Origin of the sequence: Mycolicibacterium sichuanense (genome assembly GCF_033741125.1) — a bacterium.
Taxonomy (GTDB): Bacteria; Actinomycetota; Actinomycetes; order Mycobacteriales; family Mycobacteriaceae; genus Mycobacterium.
Genome location: NZ_JAWQPU010000006.1, coordinates 446,273 through 471,715, shown reverse-complemented (window position 1 = coordinate 471,715; position 25,443 = coordinate 446,273). Strand labels below are relative to the sequence as shown.

Here is a 25,443-nt window from a genome sequence, read left to right as displayed (position 1 = left end):
CGTGGGTCGGGGCGGTTTCGTCGTTTCGGGATCTGGGTGACGAGGCTTCGCTCCGGCGATCAGACGTGTCAGCGCGCGACCATCAGTCCGACCATGTCGAACACGACGGTGGCTGCGGCGATCGAGGTGATCTCGGCGTGGTCGTAGGCCGGTGCCACCTCCACCACGTCGGCACCGACGAGGTTCAGGCCGGTGAGTCGCCGCAGCATCCGCAGCAGTTCCCGCGCCGTCAGCCCACCGGATTCGGGGGTACCCGTGCCGGGCGCGAAGGCGGGGTCCAGCACGTCGATGTCCACCGACAGGTAGACCGGCGCATCGCCCACCCGGCGCCGGATCACGTCGACGGCGGCGTCGATGCCCATGACGTCCAGATCGCCGGCGCGGATGACGCGAAAGCCCATCGCGGCGTCGTCGTCGAGGTCGGCGCGGTCGTAGATGGGCCCGCGGATGCCGATGTGGATCGAGTGGTCCTCGATCAGCAGGCCCTCCTCGAACGCGCGCCGGAAGATCGTGCCGTGGGTCACCGGGGCGTTGAAGTAGGTGTTCCACGTGTCGAGGTGCGCATCGAAGTGCACCAGCGCGACGGGGCCGTGCACCGCGTGCAGCGCGCGCAGGTTTGGCAGGGCGATGGTGTGGTCCCCGCCGATCGAGACGATGCGGCGGCGGCCACCGCCGAGGATCTCGGCGGCGTGCCGTTGGATCTGGCGGCACGCCTCCTCGATGTCGAACGGCGTGACCGTGACGTCGCCGGCATCGACGATCTGCACGACCTCCAGCGGCGCGACGCCCAGTTCGACGTGGTAGCCCGGCCGCAGCGTGCGGGCGGCCTGGCGGACCGCCATGGGACCGAAGCGGGCTCCAGGCCGGTAGGAGGCGCCGCCGTCGAAGGGCACGCCGAGGATGGCGATGTCGTAGTCGCTCACCTCGCCGATGTCGGCGATCCGCGCGAAGGTCCCCTTTCCGGCATAGCGCGGCACGTCGATTGCGGGTACGGCGCCCAGCGGCGCGGACTCGGTCATCGGGAGTCCACCTCGCGCGCAAATTCCTCGTCCAGGACCTCGAGCACCCGCTCGACGAACCACTCGGTCAGCATGCGGCCCTTCTCGGCACTCGCCGGCACCGGCGAGGACAAGGCTCCACTCGCGGTGGACAAACGCGTGTCGATGGGCAACACGTCGTGATCCACCACGCGTTCGGGCTGATCGGGGGCGATGCGCTCGGTGCGCACCATGTCCGGCTGATGGTGCATCCACAGCGAGGTTTCGATGACCGCCGCGTGTTCCAATGCGAGTCCGGGAAACGCGTCGGGCCAGAGGAGTTCGCGGCGCTGCGGGGTGTAGTCGGGGTTGACGTCCTCGATGACGACGATCTTGACCTCGGGTCGTCGCTGGCTGACCAGAAAGGCTGGCTCGTAAACGAACCCGCTGTTCTCGAAGTGCCAGTTGTACAGCACGATGCTGCGGAATCCGCCACGGACGAGTTCGTCGAGGACGTCCTCCAGGACGCTGATCAACGTGGTCGCGCGCAGCGAGAGCGTGCCCGGAAAGTGTTGTCCGCCGCCGCTTCCCGGCCGGCTGCGGTAGCCGAAGGGGATGAACGGTCCGACGACGAGGCGGCGATGCCGTGCGGCGTGCACCAGGATCCGTTCGGGCAGCACCCAGTCTGTGCAGACCGGGAGGTGGTGACCGTGCTGCTCGGTGGCTCCGATGGGAATCACCACGGGCACGTCGGCTGCGGCCGCGTCGGCGATCTCCGGCCACGTCATGTGTTGGTAGAGAACGGGAGTGACGGCGCCGGTCATGGCGTCGGCTCCAGGTCCGGGGCCTCGACGGCCTTGGTGGGCGTGGGCGGTGACCACACCTTGGATCCGGCCCACGCCAGCAACGCCACGGCGATCAGCACCAATTCGGCGATCAGGTACGGCGTGTCCTGGGTGGCCAGCGCGATCGCGGTGAACGCCACGACCGCCAGCGGCGGCAGCGGCCACAACGGCATCTTGAACGGGCGCGGCTCGTCGGGCAGCGATCGGCGGCTGCGCAACGCGGCCAGGCCGATGCACAGGTACACCGCGGCGATGACGGTGCCCGCGAAGATGATCAGGAAGTTCAGCGCGGAGGTGAACACCAGCACCGCGGCGGGCACGGCCAACACCAGCACGCCGACTCCTGGCGCCCGGAACCGGTTGAGGCTGCCGAGCATCCGGTTCACCGGCGGTGGCCAGGCCCCGTCGCGACCCGTGGTGTAGACCCCCCGGGCGAAGTACATGAGCAATGACAGCATCGCGTTGAACAACGCGACGATGGCACCGATGTCCACGATCGCGCCCGCCTTCGAGCCCAGGGACGCCTCCACCGAGTAGACGACCGGCGCCGGGGCGCTGAAGAACTCCTTGAGGTCCGGCGCGGCGACCACGGCGGCGATGAGCGGCACCATGATCAACACGCAGGCCAGCACCGCCGAGATGATGACCGCCTTGCCGATGTTGCGTTCACCGCCCTTGAGTTCCTCGGAGAAACCGAGCGCGGCGTCATACCCGTTGATGACGTTGAAGGCCGGGGCGAGCGTCGCGAGCATGACCGCGAACCCCACGGCGACGAGTTCGCCGTTGCTGAGCACGGTGGGGTGGAACGTGACCTCGGTCAGGGACTGATGCGGATTGGCGAAGGCGGCGATCGTGATGATGCTCAGCACGACGAGCTCGACGACGACCATCAGCGCGGTGGCCCACGCTCCGATCTCGACGGTGGTCAACGCGAGAGCGGTGGCCAACGCTAGCAAGATTATCGCAATGACGCCGTCGGACAACGTGATCCCCGGGATCAAGTTCTTGAGGAAGGCACCGATTCCGAGCGCGATACTGGCGGGGATGACGACGCCCTGGATCAGGTAGTTGAACATCGTGATCCAGGACAGCGGCCCCGGCAGCACCTTCTGGACGAGTGAGTACATGCCGCCAGCGATGGGGAACATGCCCGCGAGTTCGGCCAGACACAACGAGATCAGCACCACCACAACGGACAGGAGCAGGCCCGCCCCAATCGAGAACGTGCCGCCGACGACGAACACGCCCGCGGAGAGGAAGAGGACGGCCATCGTCGGGGAGACGTCGGCCATGGCCAGGCCGACGACCTCAGGGACATTGAGTCGGCGGTGCAGGTCCTGGGTGTAGCCCAGCTGTTCGAGCCGGGACGGGGCTGGGGCTCGTTCTGGTTCGGTCATCGTCGTGCTCTCCCTCTCGTAGATCGGGTTCTATTGGGCGGCAACGCCGATGGTGCCCACGGGTACGCAATTGGTGCGGCCGCCGTCGGCGACCATCTGGGCGCCGGTGACGTAGCTGGCGCGATCGGAGAGCAGGAATGCGACGACTTCGGCGATCTCCGCTGGTTCGGCGATGCGTTGCATCGCCACGCTCGCCGCGTTGTCGGCGAGCTCCGCCTCTGGGTCCGTGGCTCCGTCGAACTCCGCGAGGAACATCGGGGTCTTGGTGGTGCCGGGACACACCGAGTTGACCCGGATTCCCCACGAGGCAAGTTCGGCGGCGGCGCTGCGGGTCATCGCCAGGATGGCCCCCTTGGTGGCGGTGTACGCGACGTAACCGGCCTGGCCGATCAGCGCGAGTTCGGATGCGGTGTTGACGACCGCGCCGCGGCGACGGGGCTGCATGACGCGGGCGGCTTCGCGCAGGGTGTGGAAGCTGCCTGCCAGATTGGTGCGCACCAACCGGTCGAACATCTCGTCGGTGGTGTCGACGAGCGGTGCCACGATCGAGATGCCCGCGTTGTTGTGCACGGCGTGTATGGGGCCGAGGTCACGTTCGACGCGTTCGAAGGCATCGCGAACGGAGCGGGGGTCGCCGACGTCGACTCCGACCGGCATAGCCTGGCGGCCATGGCCTTCGACGAGCTCGACGGCGGCGCCGAAGTCATCCTCGGCGCGCGAAAGCAGTGCCACGTCGGTACCGTCGCGGGCGAGTGCGGCGGCCGTGGCCATCCCGATTCCCGATGCGGCGCCGGTGACCAATGCAACTCGTCGAGCACTCGATGTCATGGGTGTTGCTCCTCGTGGTGGTGTTCGGGTGTCAGGTGTTCGCGCGCAGCCAGTCGATCTGATCGCGTAGACCCCGGTCGAGGTCCCACTGCGGGCGATAGCCGAGGTCGCGTTCGGCCGCGGAGATGTCGAAGGCGCCCATGTGGTCCCAGGCCGGTAGCAGGCCGGGTCCGATGTCGAACGTCGCCTGCGGCAACAGCTTTGCGAGCATCGCGGCGGTCTCGGTAACCGAAACCTGCCGTCCGCCGGAGACGTTGTACGTCGGTTGGGCGGGCGCGTCGGCGATGGACGCCAGCCGTGCCGCGGTGGCGACGTCCTCGACGTGGACGAACTGGAACGGGTGGTCCCCACCCTCGGGGAGACGGAACGGCTCCTGGTTCAGTGCCGCGCGGATCATGTCGCCCAGCAGGCTGGGCATCCAGAGGCCCGGCCCGTATACCTCGGTGATGCGCAGGGACACGACGTGAATGCCGTACAACGACGTGTAGACCGAGCCGAGCAGTTCCCCCGTCACCTTGGTGACGCCGTAGACGGTGGTCGGGGCGGGGGTGACGGCCTCGCCTACTACCGTTCCCGGCGCGATGTTGCCCAGTGCGCACTCCGACGAGAAGTTGACCACTCGCTCGACGCCGGCCATTCGAGCGGACTCGAGGACGGAGAACGTGCCCTCGGCGTTGGCTGCGAATGTGGTCACCGGGAGCTCGATGGAGACGCCGGGATGACTCTGCCCAGCGGTGTGAATGATTCGCGTGACCTGGTGGTCGCGCAGCGTCTGAACCAGCCGGGGGATGTCGAACAGTTCACCCTGGACGAGCACGAGCCCGTGGCGGTCATCGACGGCGAAGTCGCGGTTGTAGCTGACCACCGGTTCGCCGAGGCCGATGAGCTGGTCGACGAGGTGGCGTCCGACGAATCCGCGGCCGCCCGTGACGAGGGTGCTCATGTGGTTCTCCGCTCACCAGGTGGGATAGACGGCGGGGTCGACGGCCAGCGGTTCGAGGCGCCGCCGGTCGACGGTGGGGTCGGCGAGCACCGCGTCGCGCAGCTGGGTGCCGGTCATGAAGGTGACGTCGCCGCGGTCGTAGATGATCTCGATCATGCGGCGCAGGTTCCGCGCCCGTCCGGCACGACCGGATAGGAAGGAGTGCGCGGTGAGCTGGAACAGCCCGCCGAATTCGCGCAGTCCGTCGAGTTCGGCGGTCCAGAGGGCGAGCGCCTTCTCCGGAGGCTCGATGACGTAGCCGAGGTGTGGCTCGGGCAGGTATGCGTACTGTTCCCAGTCGTCCAGCGACCAATGCGGCGGTAGTTCGACCAGCGGGCCGTGGTCGGTCTCGATGACGTAGGGGCGGTCGTCGTCCATCAAACTGGTGTCGTAGGTCAGCCCGTGCTCGACGGCCAGTCCCGCGCTGCCCCACGTGGCGGCCCACATGGGGGAGCGGTAGCCGTTGGGCGTGATCCCCAGTCTGGCGAGGGCTTCGTAGCCTCGCTCGAACTCGATGCGCTCCTCGGCGGCGCTCAGCTGGGTGGCGGGCCGGTGCGAGTAGCTGTGGTGGGCGACGTCGTGGCCGCGCTCCACGATCTCGGTCACCAGCGCGGGCCAGAGCTCGGCGGAGATTCCGGGCACGAAGAACGTTGCCTTGATCCCGAATTCGTCGAGGATGTCGAGAAGCCTCGGGGTGCCACGGCGCGCGTCGAACTGCTGGTGGGTGACTGCCATCGCGTTGTCGGCGTGCCTGCGTCCTGCGGCGAGGACCGGTGTCACGCCGTCGACGGCGAAGGTCAACATGGCGACTGCTGCCGCGCCGTTGCGCCACCCGGGGGATGGGTGCGTGGACTCGCGCGGGTTCACTGCCGGTTGGGCGGTCATCGGGCTCCTGTCTGCCGTGACCGCCAACGATTGTCGCGTTCGTGCGCCGTTGCAACGGACGTAGTGTCAGCAATACAAGCCCGAATCATGGGACATACTGTCGTATGAGTTTGATCCTGAGCGAGGTGCTCGACCACCCGCTGTTGCAGTTGGCCGACCCCGTCATCCTGAGCGGGCACGACAACCTCGATCACACGGTGCGCTGGGTGCACTCCGCCGATCTGCTCGACATCGCACCGCTTCTGCGGGGTGGCGAGGTGTTGCTGACCAACGGTGTGGGACTGGTCGGCGTCGACCAACCGACACGACGGCACTACGTTCGGAGCTTGGCCGAAATCGGAGTTGCGGCACTGCTGTTCGAAGTCGGTCGGACCTTCATCGAGGTGCCGCAGGAGATGGTCGTCGAGGCGACGGAAGCAGGTCTGACCATCGTGCAGATGCAGCCGGTGCTGCGGTTCACCGAAGTCGCCGAGGCGGTGAACAGCGAGTTGATCGATCGGTCGGTGATCCGGCTGCGTCATGCCGACGAGACGTCCCGCGCGCTGTCCGTGGCACTGGCCCGCGGTGCCTCGCTGCGTGAACTCGTCGCACAGGTGGCGGCCACGCTGGGCTCTTGGGCGCAGCTTCGAGACCGGGCCGGCCGGCTGGTGGAGGAGGCCGGTGGTCCGCACGATCCGGAGGCCGCGAGCGCCGACGCGCCGGTGTTGGTCGACGGCGCCGCCTGGGGGCGGCTGGTGATCGGAACGGACGGCGCACCCGAAACACAGTGCGAAGCGGTGCTGGATCGCGCCCCGACGGTGCTGGGGTTGTGCCTGATCCGCGAGCACAAGGACGTCGCAGACGCGGTCCGCGCTCAGCAGATCCTGCTCGAGCAACTCGTCGGGAACCGTTCGGTGGCGCGCGGACTGCTCGAGGCCCAGCTGGCGGCAGCCGGGGTGGCCGTCGACGGTCACGAGTACGTCTGCCTAATCGCAGACTTGCACCGGATCCCCTCCGCCGAGCACTTCGTGGACAAGGTGCTCCGCCAGTGCGGGCACGGAATCTTCGGCGTCGTAAGAGGTTCGCTGTGCGCGGTGGTAGCCCGCAGCCGCGACGTCGAGGGGGCGGCGTTCGGCGACACCGTGCGGCGGGTGGCCAAGCGCGAGCTCGGGCGGGACAAACGGGTCTGCGCTGTCGTGGGCCGCCGGGTCCAGGATGTCTCCGACGTACCCAGGGCAATGGCGGATGCGCACGCCACCCTCGAACTGGCTCGGGAACTGCACCAGTCCGACCCCGTCATCGAGGTACAGCAGCTCGCGCTTCAACGACTGCTCGATGGGTACAGCGACCGGGAGACGCTGCGCCAGTTCGTCAACGAACAGATTGGCATGCTCGACGACTCCGACAAGCGCCGCAGCGGGCAATTGCTGCAGACGCTGGAGGTCCTGGTGGCGTGCGCGGGCAACAAACTCGAAGCCGCTCGACGCCTGCACATTCGGCGCCAGTCGCTGTACTACCGTCTCGACCAGATCCAGCGGCTCACCGGCCGCAATTTGGACGACGCGCAGCAGCTGCTGCCGATGGCGGTCGCGTTGACGGCGCGCACCATGCTGACCGCCGGCCGCTGATCGAGAAGCGCTCGGCCGGAACGCAGCACGGGGTTGAGGGTCGGTCCCTGCTTCGCCGCTAGTTGAAGTTCACGGGTGTGAATCCGCTGGCATCCGTGTAGGTGGGCGGCAGCCAGTCGGGTTCGCCCGGCACAACCGTGTCCGGCGTGACCGGGTACTTCACCTTCTCGAAGATCTGTTGGTCTTGCCAGTAGCCGCCGCTGGTGCTGCAACTGTAGGTGCCGCAACTCGTACTGATCGGCACCTGGTGCGCCGGTATCCAGACCATGCGGAATCGCACCCAGCTGCCGTCTGGTTGCTTGGGTCCATCGCAGATGCTGCGGGTCTGCATGCCGAGGAATCCCCACCGATCGTCTTGACACCCGGCTTGCACGTCTGCGTTTGCCTGCGGGACCCAAGCAAGCCCGGCGACCATCGCGGTAAGCGCTGCGACAGCTAATCTCAAATTCACGACTTCCCCTCCCCAACTGGCAATGTAGACCTCAGTTCGTCTCCACGGCAAGGAAATTGCCGAAGTGGAACGGCTTGCGTTGCCAATGGTTCTGATGTTGCTGGTGTGGCTGGCGCAGGTCGGGGCACCATGATTTGACGACCGCCGTGAACACCGATGCCAGGCGCCCGTGGGCCGGAATGCAGTAGTGCTCGAGGCGAGCAGGGAAAGGTGCAGCGATCGCAGGCGGAAGCAAACTCTCCTGCTGAGGATGCGTGCGCGGGATAGGTTGTCGCCGTGAGTCGATGGCTGGTGTCCTACGTCCCCGCTGGGGTTTTGCTCGTCCTCCTCGTCGTGTTGGTCTCCGGCGGAGCGATGCTGATCCAGCGGTTCGTCCGGCGACGCTTCCCGACCCTCACCGGCGACGAGCACAACGACGTCACCAGATTCACCTACGGGTTCATCGGTTTCGTCTACGCCTTCTTCACCGGCTTCATCGTGTCGACGATGTGGGGCCAGATCAATACCGCCGACGGCGACGCGCGGAGCGAGGGGGCCGCTGCCGTCCAGATGGTGCGTGACGCCGTGGTGTTCGACGGGTCGGACCGGGCCGGCATCCAGTCATCGCTTCGCCGGTACGCATCGGCTGCCATCGGGGAGTGGAACACCGCCGACTTGGCGACGTCGAAGGCGGCCGACGAGGCGTTGGCCGGCGTGTACGCCGCCTACCAGCAGGTCCGGCCGACGACGGACGTGCAGAAGGCTGCCCTCGCCACCTCCCAGTCCAACCTCGACGAGATCAGTCAGGCGCGAACCGTTCGCCTGCTGACGGCACGCGAGGACACCGGACCGCCGGGGCCGCTGTGGGCCGTCATCCTGGTCACCAGTGCCCTGGTGCTCGGCACCGCCATCGTCTACGGCGTCGAGCGTCCCAGATTGCACTACCCGATGGTGGCGATCGTGGGCATCATCGTCGCAACCAACCTCTTTCTCGTGTTGGAGCTCTCCCACCCCTACGCCGGGGCCGTGTCGACGTCCTCCGACGCGCTGCAGGAGGTGCTTCGCGTGCTCGACCGGTGACCGACGGCGAGGTCGGCGGGCCGTGAGACGACCGACTTGCATTGTGGGACAACGCTCTTGCCGAGCTGGCCGCGCACCCAGGTTCGCGTCCTAGGGTGGGAGGTTGCGCGACCGCATAGTCGAGGGAGGCTCGTGAAGATCACGGCGTTGGAGGAGCACTACCTGACATCGGAGGTGGCCGCAGCCTGGGATCGGCTCGACGAGCGATGGCGTGATCCGACGGCCTCGCTCTCGTCCGCATCCGACATCGGTCGCCAGCTGGTCGACCTCGACGACGAACGACTGGCGATCATGGACGCCGCGGGCGTCGACCAGCAGGTGCTGTCGCTGACGACCCCCGGTCTGTTCGACCTCGACCCGGCTGACGCCGTCGCGCTGCAAACGACGGTCAACGATCGGGTCGCCGACGCGGTCCGGCGCCACCCGGAGCGGCTGCAGGGCTTCGCCACGCTGGCACCGCAACGGCCGGATGAGGCCGCCGCCGAACTCGAGCGCGCGGTACGGCACCTGGGATTCCATGGCGCACTGATCTTCTCGCGCGTGCGCGACGAACAGATCGACCACCAACGGTTTTGGCCGATCTTCGAGGCCGCCGAAGCGCTGCGCGCACCGCTGTACCTGCACCCCCAGACCCCGCCGGCCGCAGTCCGGCAGGCCTACTACGGCGGCCTGCGCGACGGGCTCGGAGCGGCACTGTCCACGCACGGCATCGGTTGGCACTACGACGCCGGTCTGCAGTTCCTGCGTCTGGTGCTGACTGGCGTCTTCGACCGGTTCCCCGACCTCCAGGTGATCCTGGGGCATTGGGGCGAGATGATCGCGTTATATCTGGATCGCATCGACCGCGTCGCCCCCATCGCCGGTCTGGACCGCAGCATCACCGACTACGTCGCCCACAATGCGTTCCTCACCCCTGGCGGCGTCTTCAGCCAGCGCTATCTGGGCTGGGCGCGGGAGGTGGTCGGCACGGACCGGCTGCTGTTCGCCGCCGACTACCCCTACGTCCCGACCGGGGGCGGGGCAGCGCGCAGGTTCCTCGACGAGGCCGCGTTGTCCGACGAGGACCGGCGCATGATTGCCTCGGGCAATTGGGACAGACTGGTGGCGGGCATCCGGCGCTGAGCCATACCGGCTGAATCGAAGCAGGGGGAGAGACCATGGCAGTCGACGACTTCTTCCGGGGTTTCCTGCGGGCCGCTCCGCTGTTGAACGGGCCGGTCGAAGCGATGGTGAACTCCCGGATCCTGGGACGCTTCGTCGGCCGCAGCATCGCAGTGCTCACCTACACCGGCCGCCGGTCGGGTCGCGAGATCACCATCCCGGTGTCCTACCGCCGCTCGGGTGACGACGTCCGGATCGCCGTCGCCATGCCGGATGCCAAGACCTGGTGGCGCAACTTCACCGGAGACGGCGCACCACTGTCGGTGCGACTCGACGGCGTAGACCGCGCCGGACATGCCGTGGCGCAGCGCGACCCCAGCGGGCGGGTCAAGGTCGACGTCCGGCTCGACGCGTCCTGACCTCAGCCCGCCGCGTGGCGGCCAGCCCGGAGCGGCCCGTGCCCCCGGTCTCACTGCTCGCCCGGTAGGCGTGGCTCTCGATGCGACATGCCGCTCGGCGCGGTGATGACAGCGTCTGTCATCACGTCTAGTGTCGATGACACTCACTGACATCGTGCGGTCGTCCGGCCGCCCCGAGGAGGATCTCGTGAACACCATCGTCGATGCCGCCCATCAGTCCCTCGGGCCGGTTGGCGCACTCCTTCCGGTGACGTTCACCGATACGCCGTCGGTCGACGAGCAGCGCGAGGCCGCCCGGCGACTCGAGCGCGCCGGTTACGGCACCACGTGGACCAACGAGGTGATCGGCAAGGACGCGCTGGTGCAACTGGCGATGTTGTTGGGGGCCACCGAGCGCATGGTGTTCGGCACCAGCATCGCCAACGTATGGGCCAGGGCACCGCAAACCTTGCACGCTGCCGCCGCGCAACTGGCCGATGGACACCCCGGCCGGCTGGTGCTTGGGCTGGGGGTGGGCTATCCGCAGCAGGCGGAAAGCACGGGACGGGAGTTCGGCAAGCCGCTGTCGACGATGCGCGACTACGTCCAGCGCATGGACGGTCAGACCTGGCCGCCGGCGCCTGCGGCCAGCTACCCACGATTGATCGCCGCGAACGGTCCGAAGATGCTGGCGCTGGCCGCGGAAATCGCCGATGGCGCACTGCCCGCCGGGTTGCCCCCGGAGTACACCGCCCTGGCGCGGCAGGCGCTGGGCGTCGACAAACTGCTGGTCGTCGGCATGTCCATCGTCGTCGATTCCGACCTCGACCGGGCGCGGGCGAAGGCCCGCGAGACGGTGACGGCTTTACTGGGGCAGCCGTCCTACGGGGCGACTCTCGATCGGCTGGGTTACGCCGACGAACTCGACGGTGTCGGTGACCGACTCGTCGACGCGGTGGTCGGCCATGGTGACCCGGCTGGCGTCGCGGCCGCGATTCGGCGACATCTCGCCGCGGGCGCGGATCACGTCATGGTGATGGGACCCAGCGGCGACTTCGACGCCGGACTACGGCAGCTGGAGAGTCTGGCTCGGGTTCTGACCACCATCGGCTGATTCGGCATCACAGCCCGAAGGCGCCCCCCTCGACCAGGATCGCGGCCCCGAGGCCGATCAGCACGACGGGTAGCAGGACGTGGCCCCACCGGACCAGCGCCCGCGCGACGACCGGGCGGGTCGCCAGGTACCGCCCCGCGGCGAGACATCCGGCAACCAGGACGAGGAACGTCACGACGTAGACGCCCGTTTCGGCCACGCCCGCCGTGGCGAAGATCGGGACGTACACCCCGACGTTGTCGCCGCCGTTCGCGAACGTGACGGCGGTGACCTCGAACACCGTAGGCCCACTGGGCCCGATCGACGGGGCATCGCCGTCGGTGTCGGTGCCTCGGCGTGCCTCCCAGGCGGCCTTGAGTCCAAGGATCAGCGGGAGAAGTCCCAGGTAGGGCAGTGCGGCCGCGGGCAGCAACGTCGCTCCCCAGGCTCCCGCCACGGCAACGACGAGGATGAGCGTGAAACCGAGGTACTGGCCGGTCGCGATGCGCGCCGTCGACCCCCGGTGATCGGCACCACGGCCGAAGAACAGCGCCAGGATGACAAGGTCGTCGACGTTGGTCACCACGAAGATCAGCAGTGCCTGCCAGAGCAGGCCCGCGCTCACCGGCGCCTCGTCGGCGTGCGCGCACTCACGCCCGCACTGTACGGCCCGGCTTCATCGGGACGAGACGCCAAGGCGTGCAACGCTGCTGGTGCGCCATGGGACCAGTCGATCTCAGCGGCCGAAGGTCGACACCCCGTCGGGTGTCACCTGGAATCCCTGCGTGGCCCCGGCCAAGGTGCCGACGCACGCCACGCCGCCGGTTACCGCCATGCAGGTCGAGCCGATGCCGTTGACGCGGTAGCCCACCGGCAGCCGTTTGATCGGCCCCGGATACGCCGGCGTGCCGAACTTCGGCGCGTCGGTGCGCCGGATTCCGGCGCCACCGGGCAGCTGGGCGTAGACCTCGTTCTCACCGCCGGAGACGCCGGGCAACGGTCCGTCGCAACCGATCTCGCCACCGCTGGACACGACGATGGAGCAGGTCAAACCGCCATCGACGGTGAACACCGGAAACATGTTCTTGGCGCCCTGACCCACCAGGTAGCTCTCGTCGCCCACGACGTAGGCGTTCGGGTCCGGGAAACCCGGCGGCAGGCCCTCGGTGGCGGGTCCGATGCCGGTGCCCTGCGGCGACACCACCATCCACTGCGCCACCGGCTGGCCCTTGGTACAGGCCGTGAAGGACCCCGCACCGACGGCGCACTCGAAGTCGCCGAACACCAGCTTCTGGCCCACTGGCAGGACCCGGGCGGCGTCACCGGTCGACTTCACGAAGTCGTGCGAGCTGGTGGCGCGCAGCCCGCCGGCGTTGACGTCGGCCGACAGCACGATCTCGTTGGCGCCGCTGACCGTGCCCGGCAGCCGGCCGCCGCATCCCGCGACGCCGTGGTCGGGCTGGATCGCGCAGAGCAGACCGTCGGGGGTCTGGAAGTAGGCCTCGTTGCCCATCGTGAACGGCTCCGGTGCGACCGCGATGTAACCGCGCAGGTCCGGTGCCGCTGGGGGCTGGGCGCCCGCGGGGGTGATCGGTGACAGCGCGAGGCCGATGACGAGGGAGAGGAGGATCAGGGCGAAACGCATCACCTAGCAATGTAGGCGAATGACGCGCGGGGTCCCAAGGCCGCTCGTCGGCCGGAGGAGGTAGACCGGCGATCCGCGGTGTGATGATCCCCACTGCTAGCTAGAGCAAGCGATTCGTTTGCGCTGGCAAGCGCAGGGGAATGCAACTCGCGCCACTTGCACCAAGAGATTGAGATGACCCGTGGAAATGCCAGACACCGTCCGAGGCGTTGGTCTTGGCGTGATGACCCTCAGTGCAGCCCAGGCCGACACCGCCCGCCGTCTGCTGGATTCGGTGCGCTCCGGCGCCGGCCTCGGGTCGCTGCCGTCCACGGCGAACCTTCTGGGCAGGACCATGGTGACGTGGGTGGATGCGTTGTCGCTCGCACCTCGCGCCGAATGTCCCGTCGAGCCGGCCCAGGGTTACGTCATCGTCGACAGGGCGCTCACTCGCTGCTGATCTGGCGAGCCCGACCCGACCTATCCCCGGACGACGAGGTCGGCGACGGAGCGCGGGTCGTGGTGGGCGATGTGAGCGCATTCCTGCGCGGCCCAGCGGTCCCACTGCGCCGCGAAGGTGGCGCCGTCGCGGCGAAGCGCGCGCCGTTTGCGCGTGTCGTCGGCGCATTCGATCCAGATGCCGAGGTCGGCCAACGCGCGATTCTCCGGTGTGAGGGCGCCTGAACCCTCGACGATGAGCGGTCGATCGGGTGCGACGTCGTGCCACTCGGCGGGTGACTCTCGCGACCAGTCCCATCGCCGCCAACGACCGCCGCGGTGGGCGCGGCGTGGCGCCAGCAGAGCATCGTGAACGTGCTCGACGCCGGCGCTCAGCCCGCCCCAACCGGGATAGACGTCGTCGAGGTGCACCACGGCGCTGTCCTCCCACAGGGCCTGAAGCGCCGCGGCGAACGTGGTCTTGCCGGCTCCCGATCGCCCATCGACCAGTACGGTCCTGGCCTCGGCGCGCACGAGGCGGCGGACGACCTCACTGGCGTCCAATGAAGTTCCAGTGTCCCGTCGCGATCGAGGCGCCGACCGAGATGGCGGCGATCGAGATCCCGGTGGCGATGAGCGCGACGTCCCGCCCGTGCAGCGACGAGGGCCGTGCCCAGGTGCGCGTGCGGTGAGCGCCGAGGCCACGCGCCTCCATGGCCGTGGCCAGCATGGAGCCCCGCCGGATCGCCGACACCAGGAGGGCGAATGCTTGCCCGGTGGCTCGTCGAATCCTGGCGTGATCGCCGACCCCGCGCGCTCGCCGCGCGTATCCGATGGTGCGCCAGTCGTCGGCGAGGACCCCGACCAGACGCAGTCCGGCGAGGGCGCCGAGGACGAAGCGGGCTGGCAGCCGCAGGATTTGACCGAGGGCGTCGGACAGGTCGGTGGGGTCGGTGTCGATGAAGAGCGCAATCGACGGCAACGCGATCGCCAACACCCGCAGCAGCGTGGCAACGGCCAGAGTGATCGACCCGTCGCTGACGTTGATCAGCAGGAAGTGCCAGTGCACGGTACCGGTCCTCTGCCCGTAGAGCAGGATGGTGACCGCCGTCAACGCCGCCGCGAACACCAAAGGAACGGATCGAATTATCAACGTTTGCAACGGTATTCGTAGAACGGCAATCAGCACGATCTCGAGGACCAGTGCCGTCAGTGCGGACACCCAGTCGACGCTCAGGACCAGTGCGCAGGCAATGATCACCGTCGCCGCAAGCTTCGCTACGGCATTCAACCGCGGGGCAGCGGCCGTCGTCGAGGTGACCGGCGCCGTCATGGGTGCGCCCCTAGTGCGTCCGATCCTCGGATCGACGGCAACTCGATGCGCCGATCGGCGAGCGCCTCGACGAAGTCCAGGTCATGGGTGCAGGCCACGACTGCGACTCCGTCGTCGGTGGCTTCGGCGAGCAACTGGACGAGTTCGTCCCAGGTGTTGCGGTCCTGGCCGAACGTGGGCTCGTCGAGCACCATGACGCGCGGTCGGGTCGCCAGCACGGTGGCCACCGATAGTCGGCGCTTCTCACCGCCGGAGAGCGTGTAGGGGTTGGCCTCGGCGAGATGAGTCAGTCGCAATCGAGCCAGTAGGCCGTCGGTGATCTCGGTGACGGTGGCGGGGGAGCGCTTGAGCGCCCGGGGGCCGAGGCTTATCTCGTCGCGGACGTCACCGGTGAGGAACTGGTGCTCGGGGTCTTGGAAGACGCTGCCGATGCGGGTGAGCAGCTCCCTGGACCGCCAGCGGATCGGGTCGCGTCGGCGCGAGCTGGGTGCCAGGGCGGTGCTCGCCTGCAATCGGCCGTGGCGGCCGGGGATGAGTCCGCCGAGGGTGAGCGCGAGAGTGGACTTGCCGGTTCCGTTGGGGCCGGTCACAACCGTGGCTGCGCCCGAACCGATCTCGAAGTCCAGGCGATGGGAGAGCGGCTCGGCCGCGGACTGTCCGATCTCAAGTCCGGACGCGACCAGCGAAGGTTCCCGGGCGCCGTTGCCGGACCGCGTGATCCGAGGGGGTGGGTGGCCGGGAACCCACACCCCGGCCCTGTCGAGGTGACTGCGTTCGCGGGTGACGACCTCTTGGCCTGGCCCGTCGGCCAGGATCTGGCCCCGCTCATCGAGCACGACCACCCGGTCGACGACGGGCAGCCACACCGACGTGCGGTGCTCGATGACGACCAGCGTGGCGCCGGTGCGGTCCGCCACCGCCGCGACGGCGTCACGCACCTCGATCACCCCCGCCGGGTCGAGGTTGGCGGTCGGCTCGTCGAGCAGTAGCAACCCGGGGCGCATGGCCAATACCCCGGCGAGGGCCAGGCGTTGCTTCTGCCCACCGGACAGTGTCGACGTCTCGGCATCGAGCGGGACGGCCAACCCGACGTCGGTCAACGCCTCGTGGACCCGCGACCAGATCTCGTCGCGGGGGACGTTGAAGTTCTCCATGCCGAACGCGACGTCGTCACCGACTCGGGGCAGGATGACCTGGCCGTCGGGGTTCTGCAGCACCATGCCGATTCGATGCCGGGTCTGGGTGGGCGATACATCGTCGACGAGCAACTGCCCGCTCTCGCAACCGTCTTCGCTGCCGCCCAGCAGTCCCGCGACACCGTGCAGGAGGGTCGACTTCCCGGAGCCGGATGCGCCGAGCAGCAGCACTCGCTGCCCTGGCTCGATGGTGAGGTCGAGGCCCTCGATGGTCGGCCGCAAGCGGCCGGCATGGCGCCATCCCCACCCTCGCGCGTCGACCCGAGCGCCGCCCTGGCGGCCCGGGTGCGGCGTGGTCATGCCGCGTCGAGCCGCTTGGCCTGCCTGCCGGATTCGAAGCGTGACAGTGCGCCGGTGCGGGCCAGGGCGCGCACCACGAGCCAGGACAGCACTCCGGCGATGAGCGCACCGGAGGCGACCCCGGCGACGGTGTACACGACGGCGAACGCCGCCGCCGAGCCCGGATACCACAGGATGAGGTCGTTGATCGCCATGGCAAGCCCGGCCACCGCTCCGGCGAGCGCCGCGACGGGAAGACCCCACCGGCGATACAGGAAGACCGCGAAGACCAGCTCGGCGCCCAACCCCTGCACCAGACCGGACTCCAAAGTCAGTACGCCCCACTGGTTTCCGACCAGAGCCGACAGCGCGGCAGCCACCAGTTCGCCGTAGAGGGCGGCACCGGGCTTGCGGATCACCAGACCGGTGAGCACGCCGGCGAACAGCCAACCGCCCCCGACGAGGGCGTTCAGGCCCGGCAGCACGGCACCCAGCGGAGCGCTGATTGGATTGGACGCGACGTTCCACAGCACGAACACCATGCCCGACGCGACGGCGAGCACGCTGGCTACGACGATGTCGATGACGCGCCAGCGGTGCACCTGGCGAGCCTTCTCGGTAACGGACGACGTTCTCATCACTTCACTCCCTACGCCGGCATTACCCGGTCAGGTTCGTACGGTCGACGGACCAGCCGTCCTCTCAGCGCACCCGGTGTGCGCTCCCGCGTGGATTGCGACTACCAACTTAGAGCACGTCTGCCGCTCGAGGTCGATCGCCGACATGGTGACCCATCCGGGTACTACTACTCATGTGCAACGGCCCGCGGCCCGGCATGCTGAGGTCATGGCACTGACCAAGCCCTCGCCCGACGCGTCGGCGATGGCCGGCGCGCCCCCCGGCCGCGACCGCGCCGTCGACGTCGCCCGCCTCGCCGCGCTGCTGGTGGTGATGTTCGGGCACTGCGCGCTGCTGCTGGCCACCATCGACTCCAGCGGCCTGTGGATCGGCAATCTGCTTGGCCAACTGCCCGCGCTGGCGCCGATTACCTGGGTGGTGCAGGTGATGCCCCTGTTCTTCCTGGCCGGCGGCGCCGCCGGTGCCTACGGCTGGAAGCCGGGCACGCCGTGGGGCACGTGGTTGTTCACCCGCTCGCAGCGTCTGTGCCGCCCGGTGTTCTGGTATCTCGCCGCCTGGGTGGTGGGACTGCTCATCACGCGGATGGTGCTCGGTGCCGAATCCGCCGTGGGCCTCGGCCGCGAATGCGTCGCCCTGCTGTGGTTCCTCGGGGTCTACCTGGTGGCGCTGGCCTTCGTGCCCGCGCTGACGCGGCTGCGGACGGGGCGTGCGGTCGTCGGCGTCGTGCTCGCGTTGCTGACGGCCGCGGCCTCGAACGACGCCATCCGGTTTGCCGTCGGCACGCCGGAGGCGGGGCTGGCCAACTTCCTGTTCGTGTGGCTGATCTCCGTCGTGATCGGCGTCGCGCTGGCCCGCCGCTTGCTCGGCCCGTGGGCGGCCCTGGCCATCGCCGTGGTGGCGTTCGCCGCGCAGGTCGGGTTCGCGTTGCTCGGGCCCTACGAGGTCTCGCTCGTCGTCACCGGCACCGAACGCCTGTCGAACGTCTCGCCGCCGACGCTGCTGCTGGGACTGCACTGCACCTGGATGTCGTGTCTGTTCGTCGCCGTCGTCGGACCGATTCGGCGGTGGGCCCAGCGCCCGCGGGTCTGGGGTGTCGTCGCGCGGGGCAACGGCGGTGCCATGACGCTCTACCTCTGGCACATCCCGGCGATCGCAGTGGCCACGTTCTCGCTGCATGCCGTCGGCCTGGACGCCTACGACGTGCACGCAGCCCACTTCTGGCCGCTGCTCGCGCTGCGCGAGGCGGTGTTCGCGGTGGTCATGCTCGTCGCGTTCGTCCTGCTCTCACCGTTGGAGCACCGCAAGCTGCCCTGGTGGGACGCACCCAGCCGGGCCAGGGGAGCCCGTTCGGTCGCTGCCGGCATCCTGGTGTGCGTGGCCGGGCTCGCCGTGCTGTCGATGGCCAAGGACGGGCTGAGCGGGGTGACGGGGTGGTCGGCGCTCGGCGCCTTCGTCGTGGCGGCCGCCGCGGCGCGTGCGTGTGCCGGGTCCGGTCGGTGAGCGACGCGCCCGCCCCACCAGCGCCGGGAGGGCCCGTCGGACTCATTGGGTAGGGTCTCGGCGTGACACAGAGCGCCCCCGTCAAATCCGTAATTGCCCGTCTCGCTGATGAACTGGCTGTTCGCGAGGCTCAGGTGGCCGCGACAGTCCGGTTGCTCGACGAGGGGGCCACGGTGCCCTTCATCGCCAGGTACCGCAAGGAGGTGACCGGCAGCCTCGACGATGGGCAGCTGCGCCTGCTCGAGGAACGCCTGGGCTACCTGCGTGAGCTCGACGCTCGCCGCACCGCGGTGCTGGCCTCGATCGAAGAGCAGGGCAAGCTCACCGACGACCTGCGGGCTGCACTGCTCGCCGCCGAGACGAAGTCCCGGGTGGAGGACATCTACCTGCCCTTCAAGCCGAAGCGGCGGACCAAGGCGCAGATCGCCCGCGAGGCCGGCCTGGAACCGCTGGCCGACCGGTTGCTGAGTGACCCGACGCTGGTGCCCGAGGACGCGGCCGCCCAATTCCTGGGCGACGACGTCGCCGATGCCGCCGCCGCGCTGGACGGCGCCCGGCACATCCTCATCGAACGGGCCGCCGAGGACGCGGAGCTGGTGGGTGCCGTGCGGGCCAAGTTCTGGGCCGACGGGTCGTTGCGCACCTCGCCGTGGTCCGAGGAGATCGCCAAGAGCGCTGCGGCACAGAAGTTCCGGGACTACTTCGACTTCTCCGAGCCGCTGGAGAAGATGCCGTCGCACCGGGTGCTCGCCGTGATGCGTGGGGAGAAGGAGCAGGTGCTCGCGCTGCAGCTCGAGGGTGGTGACGAGGAGGTGTACCACGCCATGGTCGCCAAGACGCTTGGCGTCGACCTGTCCGCAGGCGCACCGGCGACCCCGTGGTTGGCGACCACCGTCAGGCTGGCGTGGCGGGTCAAGCTGATGGTCTCGGCGGCGGTCGACGCCCGCATCCGGCTCAAGCACCGTGCCGAGGAGGACGCCGTCGCGGTGTTCGCCAAGAACCTCAAGGACCTGCTGCTCGCGGCGCCGGCCGGAACGCGCACCACCCTGGGCCTGGACCCGGGATTCCGGACCGGCGTCAAGGTTGCCGTCGTCGACGCCACCGGCAAGGTGGTCGACACGTGCGCGATCTTCCCGCACCAGCCGCAGCAGAAGTGGAACGAGGCCAAGGCGACCCTCGGTGCCTTGATCGCGCGCCACGGGGTCGAACTCATCGCGATCGGCAACGGGACGGCCTCCCGCGAAACCGATTCCCTGGCAACCGAACTCATCGCCGACATCCAGAAGTCCGGTGCCAAGGCCCCGATCAAGGCCATGGTCAGCGAGGCCGGCGCCTCGGTGTACTCGGCCTCGGCCTATGCGGCGCACGAGCTGCCCACCCTCGACGTCACGCTGCGGGGCGCGGTGTCGATCGCACGTCGCCTGCAGGATCCGCTGGCCGAGTTGGTGAAGATCGAGCCGAAGTCGATCGGCGTCGGCCAGTACCAGCACGACATCACGCCGGGCACGCTGGCCCGCAGCCTCGACGCGGTGGTCGAGGACGCCGTGAACGCCGTCGGCGTCGACCTCAATACCGCCTCGGTGCCGCTGTTGGCCCGAGTGTCCGGGGTGACGGACTCGTTGGCCGAGGCGATCGTCGCGCACCGCGAGTCGACCGGTCCGTTCCGCAACCGCAAGGCGCTGTTGACGGTTCCGCGGCTGGGGCCCAAGGCATTCGAGCAGTGCGCCGGGTTCCTACGGATCCGCGACGGCGAAGACCCGCTCGACGGGTCGGGCGTGCACCCGGAGTCCTATCCCGTGGTGCGCCGCATCCTGGACCGCTCGGGCGTGACCCTGGCCGAACTGATCGGCGACGAGAGGGCGCTGCGCCGGCTGGCGCCTGCCGACTTCGCCGACGACCGGTTCGGCATCCCGACGGTCACCGACATCCTCGCCGAACTGGAGAAGCCGGGCCGCGACCCGCGGCCGGCATTCTCGACCGCGACGTTCGCCGCCGGCGTGGAGAAGGTCGCCGATCTCGAGGTGGGCATGGTGCTCGAGGGCGTGGTGACCAACGTCGCCGCGTTCGGTGCGTTCGTCGACGTCGGCGTCCATCAGGACGGCCTGGTGCACGTCTCGGCGATGTCGGACCGCTACGTCTCCGACCCGCACGAGGTGGTCCGCTCCGGACAGGTGGTCAAGGTGAAGGTCCTCGAGGTCGACGTGGACCGGCAGCGCATCGGGCTGACGCTGCGGCTCAACGACACCCCGCAGCAGCGCAGTGCGGGCAAGCCCGGAGGGCAGGGGCAAAGGAGCCGGACGGAGCGGCCAAAGGTCAACCGCGGCAAGGACACCGGACGGCGCGAGGCGGCCCCGGCGGCCGGGTCGATGGCGCAGGCGCTGCGGGACGCCGGCTTCGGCCGCTGACGCCGGCCCTAGGGCGTCACCACAACGAGAGCTGCCGGGTGTCCTCGTCGCCGAACTTCACCGGCACCGGCCGGTTTCGCACCCGCACGGGCCACCAGAACCACCGCCCGAGGATCGCCGCGATGGACGGCGTCATGAACGACCGCACGATCAGCGTGTCGAACAGCAGACCAAGGGCGATCGTCGTACCGATCTGCCCGAGCACCACCAGATCGCTGACGATGAACGAGGCCATGGTGAACGCGAACACCAGCCCGGCGGCGGTGACGACCGAGCCGCTGCCCGCCATCGAGCGGATGATGCCGGTGTTGATGCCGGCGTGGATCTCCTCCTTGAACCGCGTGACGAGCAGCAGGTTGTAGTCCGATCCCACGGCCAGCAGCAGGATGATCGCCAAAGCCAACACCACCCAATACAGCTGGACGCCAAAGATGTACTGCCACACCAGAACCGACAGCCCGAACGACGCTCCCAGCGACAGCGCGACGGTGCCCACGATCACCACCGCGGCGATGATGCTGCGCGTGATGAACATCATGATCAACAGGATCAGGCTGAGCGAGGCGATGCCGGCAATGATCACGTCGTACTTGGCCATGTCCTGAATGTCCTTGTACGTGGCCGCCGTCCCGCCGAGGTAGATCTTCGACCCGGCCAGCGGTGTGCCCTTGACCGCCTCCTGGGCCGCGTGCCGGATCCCGTCGATGTGCGAGATGCCCTCGGGCGTCGCGGGATCACCGTCGTGGGTGATGATCATCCGGGCGGCCTTGCCGTCGGGGGAGAGGAACAGCTTCAATCCGCGAACGAACTCGGGGTTGGTGAACGCCTCGGGTGGCAGGTAGAAGGAGTCGTCGGTCTTCGACGCGTCGTATGCCTTGCCAAGCGCCGTGGCGTTGTTCAGCGCCGCCTGGGTCTGGTCGTAGATGCCGGCGGTGGTGGCGTAGTTCGTCATCGTCAGATCGCGGTTGGTCTGCTGGTTCTGGATCTGCGGCGGAATCAACGACAGCAACTTGGGTTGCAGCGCATCCAGTTTGGCGATGCTTCCCGACACCGTCGCCAGCTGATCGGTCAGTGCGTCGATGCCGTCGAGGGCATCGAAGATCGACCGCAGCGAGGCGCAGACCGGGATGTCGAAACAGTGCGGCTCCCAATAGAAGTAGCTGCGCAGGGGTCGGAAGAAGTCGTCGAAGTTGGCGATCTTGTCGCGCAGGTCCTGCGCGGTGGCGACCGTCTGCTTGAATGCCTCACTCTGCTCGTGGGTGATCGCACCGGACTGTTGCTGCAGCGAATACTGTTGGCGCAGCACGTTGATCGTGTCGTCGATGACTCCGACCTGCTTGACCAGATCGGAGGCGCGGGCCTGCTGGTAGGGCAGGTTGTTGATCTGGGAGGCGCTCGATGCGCTGATCTGGAACGGAATGGACGTGTGGTCCAGGGGCGTGCCCAGCGGGCGGGTGATCGATTGCACCTGGGCGATGCCGTCGGTGTGGAAGACAGCCTTGGCGACGCGTTCGAGCAGGATCATGTCCGTCGGGTTGCGCAGGTCGTGGTCGGTCTCGATCATCAGCAGCTCGGGGTTGAGCCGGGCCTTGGAGAAGTGCCGCTCGGCCGCGGCGTAGGCGAGGTTGGACGGGGCGTCGGCGGGCAGATAGGCGCCGACGTCGTAGCTCGTCTTGTAACCGGGCAGGGCGAGAAGACCGATGAGCGCGATGCCGATGGTGGTGAGCAGGATCGGCACCGGCCAGCGCACGATCGCCGTGCCGATGCGCCGCCAGCCGTACTTCTTGGTCGCCCGCTTGGGGTCGAGCAGCCCGAACCGGCCGCCGATGACGATCACGGCGGGAGCCAGGGTGAGTGAGGCGAGCAGGGCGACGAGCACCCCGATGGCGGCCGGCACGCCCAGGCTCTGGAAATAGGGCAGGCGCGTGAAGCGCAGGCAGAACACCGCGCCGGCGATCGTCAAGCCCGACCCGAGCACGACGTGGGCCGTCCCGCGGTACATGTCGTAGTAGGACGGTTCGCGCTCCGCGCCATTGCCGCGCGCCTCGTGATAGCGCCCAAGCAGGAAGATCACGTAGTCCGTGCCGGCGGCTATGACGAGCAGCGTCAGGATGTTGGTCGAATACGTCGACAGCCCGATCAGGTTCGCGTTCGCCAGGAAGGCGACGATGCCGCGGGCGGCGGCCATCTCGACCAGCACGGTGACCAGCGCCAAGAGCATCGTGACGAACGAGCGGTAGACGATGAGCAGCATCACCGCGATCACCCCGACGGTGAGTGCGGTGACCAGGTTCGTGCTGTCATTGCCCACCTCGAACTGGTCGGCGATCTGTGACGCCGAACCGGCGACGTAGGCCTTGACCCCGGGCGGTGCCGGGGTGTCGGCGACGATCTTGCGCAGCGCATCGACCGACTCAAGCGACCTCGCCTCGCCCTGGTTGCCGACGAGGAAGACCTGGACGTAGGCGGCCTTGCCGTCGGGGCTCTGGGAGCCGGCCGCGGTGAGCGGGTCGCCCCAGAAGTTCTGCACGTGTTGGACGTGGGCGGTGTCGGCCTCCATCCGCTTGACCAGGTCGTCGTAGTAGCGGTGAGCGTCGGCACCGAGGGGAGCGTCACCCTCGAGCACGACCATGGCCTCGCTGTCGTAGTCGAACTCGTGGAAGACCTTGCCGATGTGCTGAAACGCCTGCAGGGACGGCGAATCGGGCGAACTCAACGCCACGTTGTGCTGCTCACCGACGGCTTCGAGCTGGGGGACCAGCACGTTGGTGAGGCCGGCGACGACGACCCAGAACACGACGATGGGCACGCAGAGTGGGCGAATCCAGCGAGCCGTGCGGTCGGTCAGTGATGAGGGTTCGGCGTGCTGTGTGATCATCCCGACTTGTCCAGGCAGAAAGTGTAGGCGTTCAGAGTGTTCGCAGTGCGCTCGTCCTTGACGGCATCGTCGATCTTGATCCGGCAGCCGATGGAGTCGCTGTTGCCCTGGGCCTGCACGTTGACGAAGACCGCCGGCTGGGTGGTGGTGGTGTCGTAGGCCCACGGCAGGGTGGCGGCGTCGACCCGCTGGGGTTGGGCTTCGACGTCGAGATAGGTGATCGTCGCGACCGTGCCTGGGGGCCCGAAGACCTCCATGACCACGTGTTTCGGGTTGAACGGGACGATTGCGTTGGCGTTTCCGTCACCGGTGGACGTGACGTCCTCGGAGCCGAAGATGCGGTTGAGGCGGTAGACGGCGAAGCCCGCGATGGCCACGACCACCACGGCAACGACGATCATCCACCGCCGCCTCAGCACCCCGCCGGGCGAAATCCGCTGCATCCGTGACCCTTCGCCGATCCAAACCAGTACAACCGGTGGTGTGCGCGCTCAGCGCATGTCAACTAGGTTGATTCTTACGGTACGAAGCGGTGCGCCGCAACACCGGCGCCGAATCAACAGGCATCCTCGTGCTCGGCGAACGCCCGGTCGCGGGCGGCGCGCGGTGCGGCACCCGGCAAACGGCGACGGCTGCGCATCTGCAGCCAGACGGCCAGTGACGACATCGCGGCGTAGGCGCACCACAGCGAGGTGAAGGCATCGAAGTAGGCCACGGCGACGACGATCAGACCCGCCAGGTTGAGCACGCCGAACACCACCACCAGACGGTGGCTGGACGTCACCAGCGCCCCGACGATGGCCACCACGTACAGCGTCGCCCACACCAGTGGGTGCGTGACGCCGGTGCGGTACTCGAGCGCGTGCGGGTGCACGACGACCACGACGGGACGGGTGAGCACGACGGTGGCCAGGTAGGCCGCGACGACGACGCCCATCGCCACGAACGGCGCCATCCTGCGCCGGGCCTGCCTCGGTTCGAGCAGGATCACGGCGATCGGCACCAGGGCCGGCAACAGCGGCCACGCGATGAACACGTACACCAGTGCCGCGAGGTGGCCCGTCTCGGCGGAGACCCGCCCATCTCGTTGAGCCCACACCAGTGCCTCGATCAACTGGTGTGCGGCGAACACCGCGGGCAGCGCGGCGAAGGGAACCTCGCGCCAGTGCCGAACCTCGCGCAGCGTGAGTGCTGCGACCGGGAGCAACGCCGCACCCGCCGCGAGATCGGCAGTGACCGAGAAACACATCCCTGGCGGCACCTCTCGTGGGCGTTCTACGAGAACAGGTTGCCACGAGCCTGGCGGCGCGCGGGGGTCATGACACGGCTAGCCTCGAGGGATGCGCATCGTCGTCCTCGGTATCGGCATCGTCCTGGCGTGTTTCGGCGTCCTGTTCGCCCTGCAGGGTTTCGGGTTCGTGCACGGCAGCCCGATGACCAACACCACGACCTGGTCGGTGCTCGGGCCCATCATCGCGCTGGTGGGCATCGCCATCGCCGGGTTCGGCGTGCGAATGCGAAAATAGTC

General features: G+C 68.4%; 25 protein-coding genes and 1 riboswitch. Of the genes, 9 read left to right on the top strand and 16 right to left on the bottom strand.

What is annotated here, in order from left to right; translation table 11 throughout:
- Positions 1 to 68: 68 nt before the first annotated feature.
- The 6 genes from speB to SBI80_RS20625 are packed head-to-tail and all read right to left on the bottom strand — an operon-like array spanning position 69 to position 5,914.
- Positions 69 to 1,019 carry an agmatinase gene (gene speB, locus SBI80_RS20650; protein ID WP_318976655.1) on the bottom strand — a complete coding sequence of 317 codons (951 nt, stop codon included), beginning with the start codon at positions 1,017 to 1,019 and terminating at the stop codon, positions 69 to 71.
- On the bottom strand, positions 1,016 to 1,801 hold the full coding sequence (locus tag SBI80_RS20645; RefSeq protein ID WP_318976654.1) for a creatininase: 786 nt from the start codon (positions 1,799 to 1,801) through the stop codon (positions 1,016 to 1,018). The genes speB and SBI80_RS20645 overlap by 4 nt, the downstream gene beginning before the upstream one ends.
- Positions 1,798 to 3,219 (bottom strand): APC family permease, encoded by a 1,422-nt coding sequence (locus SBI80_RS20640; protein ID WP_318976653.1) that lies wholly within the window; start codon positions 3,217 to 3,219, stop codon positions 1,798 to 1,800. Before SBI80_RS20640 ends, SBI80_RS20645 begins: the two co-directional genes overlap by 4 nt.
- 30 nt (positions 3,220 to 3,249) lie before the next feature.
- On the bottom strand, positions 3,250 to 4,047 hold the full coding sequence (locus SBI80_RS20635; RefSeq protein ID WP_318976652.1) for an SDR family NAD(P)-dependent oxidoreductase: 798 nt from the start codon (positions 4,045 to 4,047) through the stop codon (positions 3,250 to 3,252).
- Between the two features lie 31 nt (positions 4,048 to 4,078).
- A complete protein-coding gene (locus SBI80_RS20630) occupies positions 4,079 to 4,990 on the bottom strand; it encodes an NAD-dependent epimerase/dehydratase family protein (RefSeq protein ID WP_318976651.1) in 912 nt (303 codons plus the stop codon).
- Between the two features lie 12 nt (positions 4,991 to 5,002).
- Complete coding sequence (locus tag SBI80_RS20625) at positions 5,003 to 5,914, bottom strand: polysaccharide deacetylase family protein (protein WP_318976650.1); 912 nt, start codon at positions 5,912 to 5,914, stop codon at positions 5,003 to 5,005.
- A gap of 104 nt (positions 5,915 to 6,018) precedes the next feature.
- Here SBI80_RS20625 and SBI80_RS20620 point away from each other — a divergent pair, with 104 nt between their 5' ends.
- Positions 6,019 to 7,521 carry a PucR family transcriptional regulator gene (locus SBI80_RS20620; protein ID WP_318976649.1) on the top strand — a complete coding sequence of 501 codons (1,503 nt, stop codon included), beginning with the start codon at positions 6,019 to 6,021 and terminating at the stop codon, positions 7,519 to 7,521.
- Positions 7,522 to 7,579: 58 nt separating this feature from the next.
- Here SBI80_RS20620 and SBI80_RS20615 read toward each other — a convergent pair whose 3' ends face one another.
- Positions 7,580 to 7,936, bottom strand: a complete 357-nt coding sequence (locus SBI80_RS20615) for a CDGP domain-containing protein (protein WP_489685609.1) — start codon at positions 7,934 to 7,936, stop codon at positions 7,580 to 7,582.
- A 312-nt stretch (positions 7,937 to 8,248) separates the two neighbouring features.
- Here SBI80_RS20615 and SBI80_RS20610 point away from each other — a divergent pair, with 312 nt between their 5' ends.
- From SBI80_RS20610 to SBI80_RS20595, 4 genes are all read left to right on the top strand, one after another.
- On the top strand, positions 8,249 to 9,031 hold the full coding sequence (locus SBI80_RS20610; protein WP_318976647.1) for a bestrophin-like domain: 783 nt from the start codon (positions 8,249 to 8,251) through the stop codon (positions 9,029 to 9,031).
- A 132-nt stretch (positions 9,032 to 9,163) separates the two neighbouring features.
- A complete protein-coding gene (locus SBI80_RS20605; protein WP_318976646.1) occupies positions 9,164 to 10,153 on the top strand; it encodes an amidohydrolase family protein in 990 nt (329 codons plus the stop codon).
- Between the two features lie 35 nt (positions 10,154 to 10,188).
- The gene (locus tag SBI80_RS20600) at positions 10,189 to 10,551 is read left to right on the top strand and encodes a nitroreductase/quinone reductase family protein (RefSeq protein ID WP_318976645.1); all 363 of its coding nucleotides are present in this window, start codon (positions 10,189 to 10,191) and stop codon (positions 10,549 to 10,551) included.
- 187 nt (positions 10,552 to 10,738) lie between these two features.
- The gene (locus SBI80_RS20595; RefSeq protein WP_318976644.1) at positions 10,739 to 11,644 is read left to right on the top strand and encodes a TIGR03620 family F420-dependent LLM class oxidoreductase; all 906 of its coding nucleotides are present in this window, start codon (positions 10,739 to 10,741) and stop codon (positions 11,642 to 11,644) included.
- 7 nt (positions 11,645 to 11,651) lie between these two features.
- Here SBI80_RS20595 and SBI80_RS20590 read toward each other — a convergent pair whose 3' ends face one another.
- Together SBI80_RS20590 and SBI80_RS20585 are read right to left on the bottom strand one after the other, a co-directional pair.
- Positions 11,652 to 12,248, bottom strand: a complete 597-nt coding sequence (locus SBI80_RS20590) for a cadmium resistance transporter (RefSeq protein ID WP_318976643.1) — start codon at positions 12,246 to 12,248, stop codon at positions 11,652 to 11,654.
- Between the two features lie 111 nt (positions 12,249 to 12,359).
- Positions 12,360 to 13,268, bottom strand: coding sequence for a hypothetical protein (locus SBI80_RS20585; protein ID WP_318976642.1), 909 nt, complete (start codon positions 13,266 to 13,268; stop codon positions 12,360 to 12,362).
- Positions 13,269 to 13,491: 223 nt separating this feature from the next.
- On the opposite strand from SBI80_RS20585, the gene SBI80_RS20580 reads away from it, so the two are divergent.
- A complete protein-coding gene (locus tag SBI80_RS20580; RefSeq protein WP_318976641.1) occupies positions 13,492 to 13,707 on the top strand; it encodes a hypothetical protein in 216 nt (71 codons plus the stop codon).
- A gap of 20 nt (positions 13,708 to 13,727) precedes the next feature.
- On the opposite strand, the gene SBI80_RS20575 is transcribed toward SBI80_RS20580, so the two are convergent.
- From SBI80_RS20575 to SBI80_RS20560, 4 genes are all read right to left on the bottom strand, one after another.
- Entirely contained in the window at positions 13,728 to 14,249 is a 522-nt protein-coding gene (locus SBI80_RS20575) for a nucleoside/nucleotide kinase family protein (RefSeq protein ID WP_318976640.1), read from the bottom strand.
- Positions 14,236 to 15,018: an energy-coupling factor transporter transmembrane component T family protein gene (locus SBI80_RS20570; RefSeq protein WP_318976639.1), complete on the bottom strand. Its 783-nt coding sequence runs from the start codon at positions 15,016 to 15,018 to the stop codon at positions 14,236 to 14,238. Before SBI80_RS20570 ends, SBI80_RS20575 begins: the two co-directional genes overlap by 14 nt.
- Entirely contained in the window at positions 15,015 to 16,514 is a 1,500-nt protein-coding gene (locus SBI80_RS20565) for an ABC transporter ATP-binding protein (RefSeq protein WP_318976638.1), read from the bottom strand. Before SBI80_RS20565 ends, SBI80_RS20570 begins: the two co-directional genes overlap by 4 nt.
- Positions 16,511 to 17,131 (bottom strand): ECF transporter S component, encoded by a 621-nt coding sequence (locus SBI80_RS20560; protein WP_318976637.1) that lies wholly within the window; start codon positions 17,129 to 17,131, stop codon positions 16,511 to 16,513. The genes SBI80_RS20565 and SBI80_RS20560 overlap by 4 nt, the downstream gene beginning before the upstream one ends.
- Positions 17,123 to 17,231, bottom strand: a riboswitch (TPP riboswitch). (Overlaps the previous gene by 9 nt.)
- A gap of 108 nt (positions 17,232 to 17,339) precedes the next feature.
- On the opposite strand from SBI80_RS20560, the gene SBI80_RS20555 reads away from it, so the two are divergent.
- Positions 17,340 to 18,632, top strand: a complete 1,293-nt coding sequence (locus SBI80_RS20555) for an acyltransferase family protein (protein WP_318976636.1) — start codon at positions 17,340 to 17,342, stop codon at positions 18,630 to 18,632.
- 62 nt (positions 18,633 to 18,694) lie between these two features.
- The gene (locus tag SBI80_RS20550) at positions 18,695 to 21,037 is read left to right on the top strand and encodes a Tex family protein (protein ID WP_318976635.1); all 2,343 of its coding nucleotides are present in this window, start codon (positions 18,695 to 18,697) and stop codon (positions 21,035 to 21,037) included.
- Positions 21,038 to 21,053: 16 nt separating this feature from the next.
- Here the strand turns inward: SBI80_RS20550 and SBI80_RS20545 are convergent, their stop codons facing one another.
- The 3 genes from SBI80_RS20545 to SBI80_RS20535 all read right to left on the bottom strand — a co-directional run bounded on the left by SBI80_RS20545 (position 21,054) and on the right by SBI80_RS20535 (position 25,164).
- Positions 21,054 to 23,915 (bottom strand): MMPL/RND family transporter, encoded by a 2,862-nt coding sequence (locus SBI80_RS20545; RefSeq protein WP_318976634.1) that lies wholly within the window; start codon positions 23,913 to 23,915, stop codon positions 21,054 to 21,056.
- Positions 23,912 to 24,358 carry an MmpS family transport accessory protein gene (locus SBI80_RS20540; protein WP_318976633.1) on the bottom strand — a complete coding sequence of 149 codons (447 nt, stop codon included), beginning with the start codon at positions 24,356 to 24,358 and terminating at the stop codon, positions 23,912 to 23,914. Before SBI80_RS20540 ends, SBI80_RS20545 begins: the two co-directional genes overlap by 4 nt.
- Before the next feature lie 113 nt (positions 24,359 to 24,471).
- Positions 24,472 to 25,164, bottom strand: a complete 693-nt coding sequence (locus SBI80_RS20535) for a DUF6629 family protein (RefSeq protein ID WP_318976632.1) — start codon at positions 25,162 to 25,164, stop codon at positions 24,472 to 24,474.
- A 91-nt stretch (positions 25,165 to 25,255) separates the two neighbouring features.
- Here SBI80_RS20535 and SBI80_RS20530 point away from each other — a divergent pair, with 91 nt between their 5' ends.
- Positions 25,256 to 25,441: a hypothetical protein gene (locus SBI80_RS20530; protein WP_318976631.1), complete on the top strand. Its 186-nt coding sequence runs from the start codon at positions 25,256 to 25,258 to the stop codon at positions 25,439 to 25,441.
- The last annotated feature ends 2 nt before the right edge of the window (positions 25,442 to 25,443 follow it).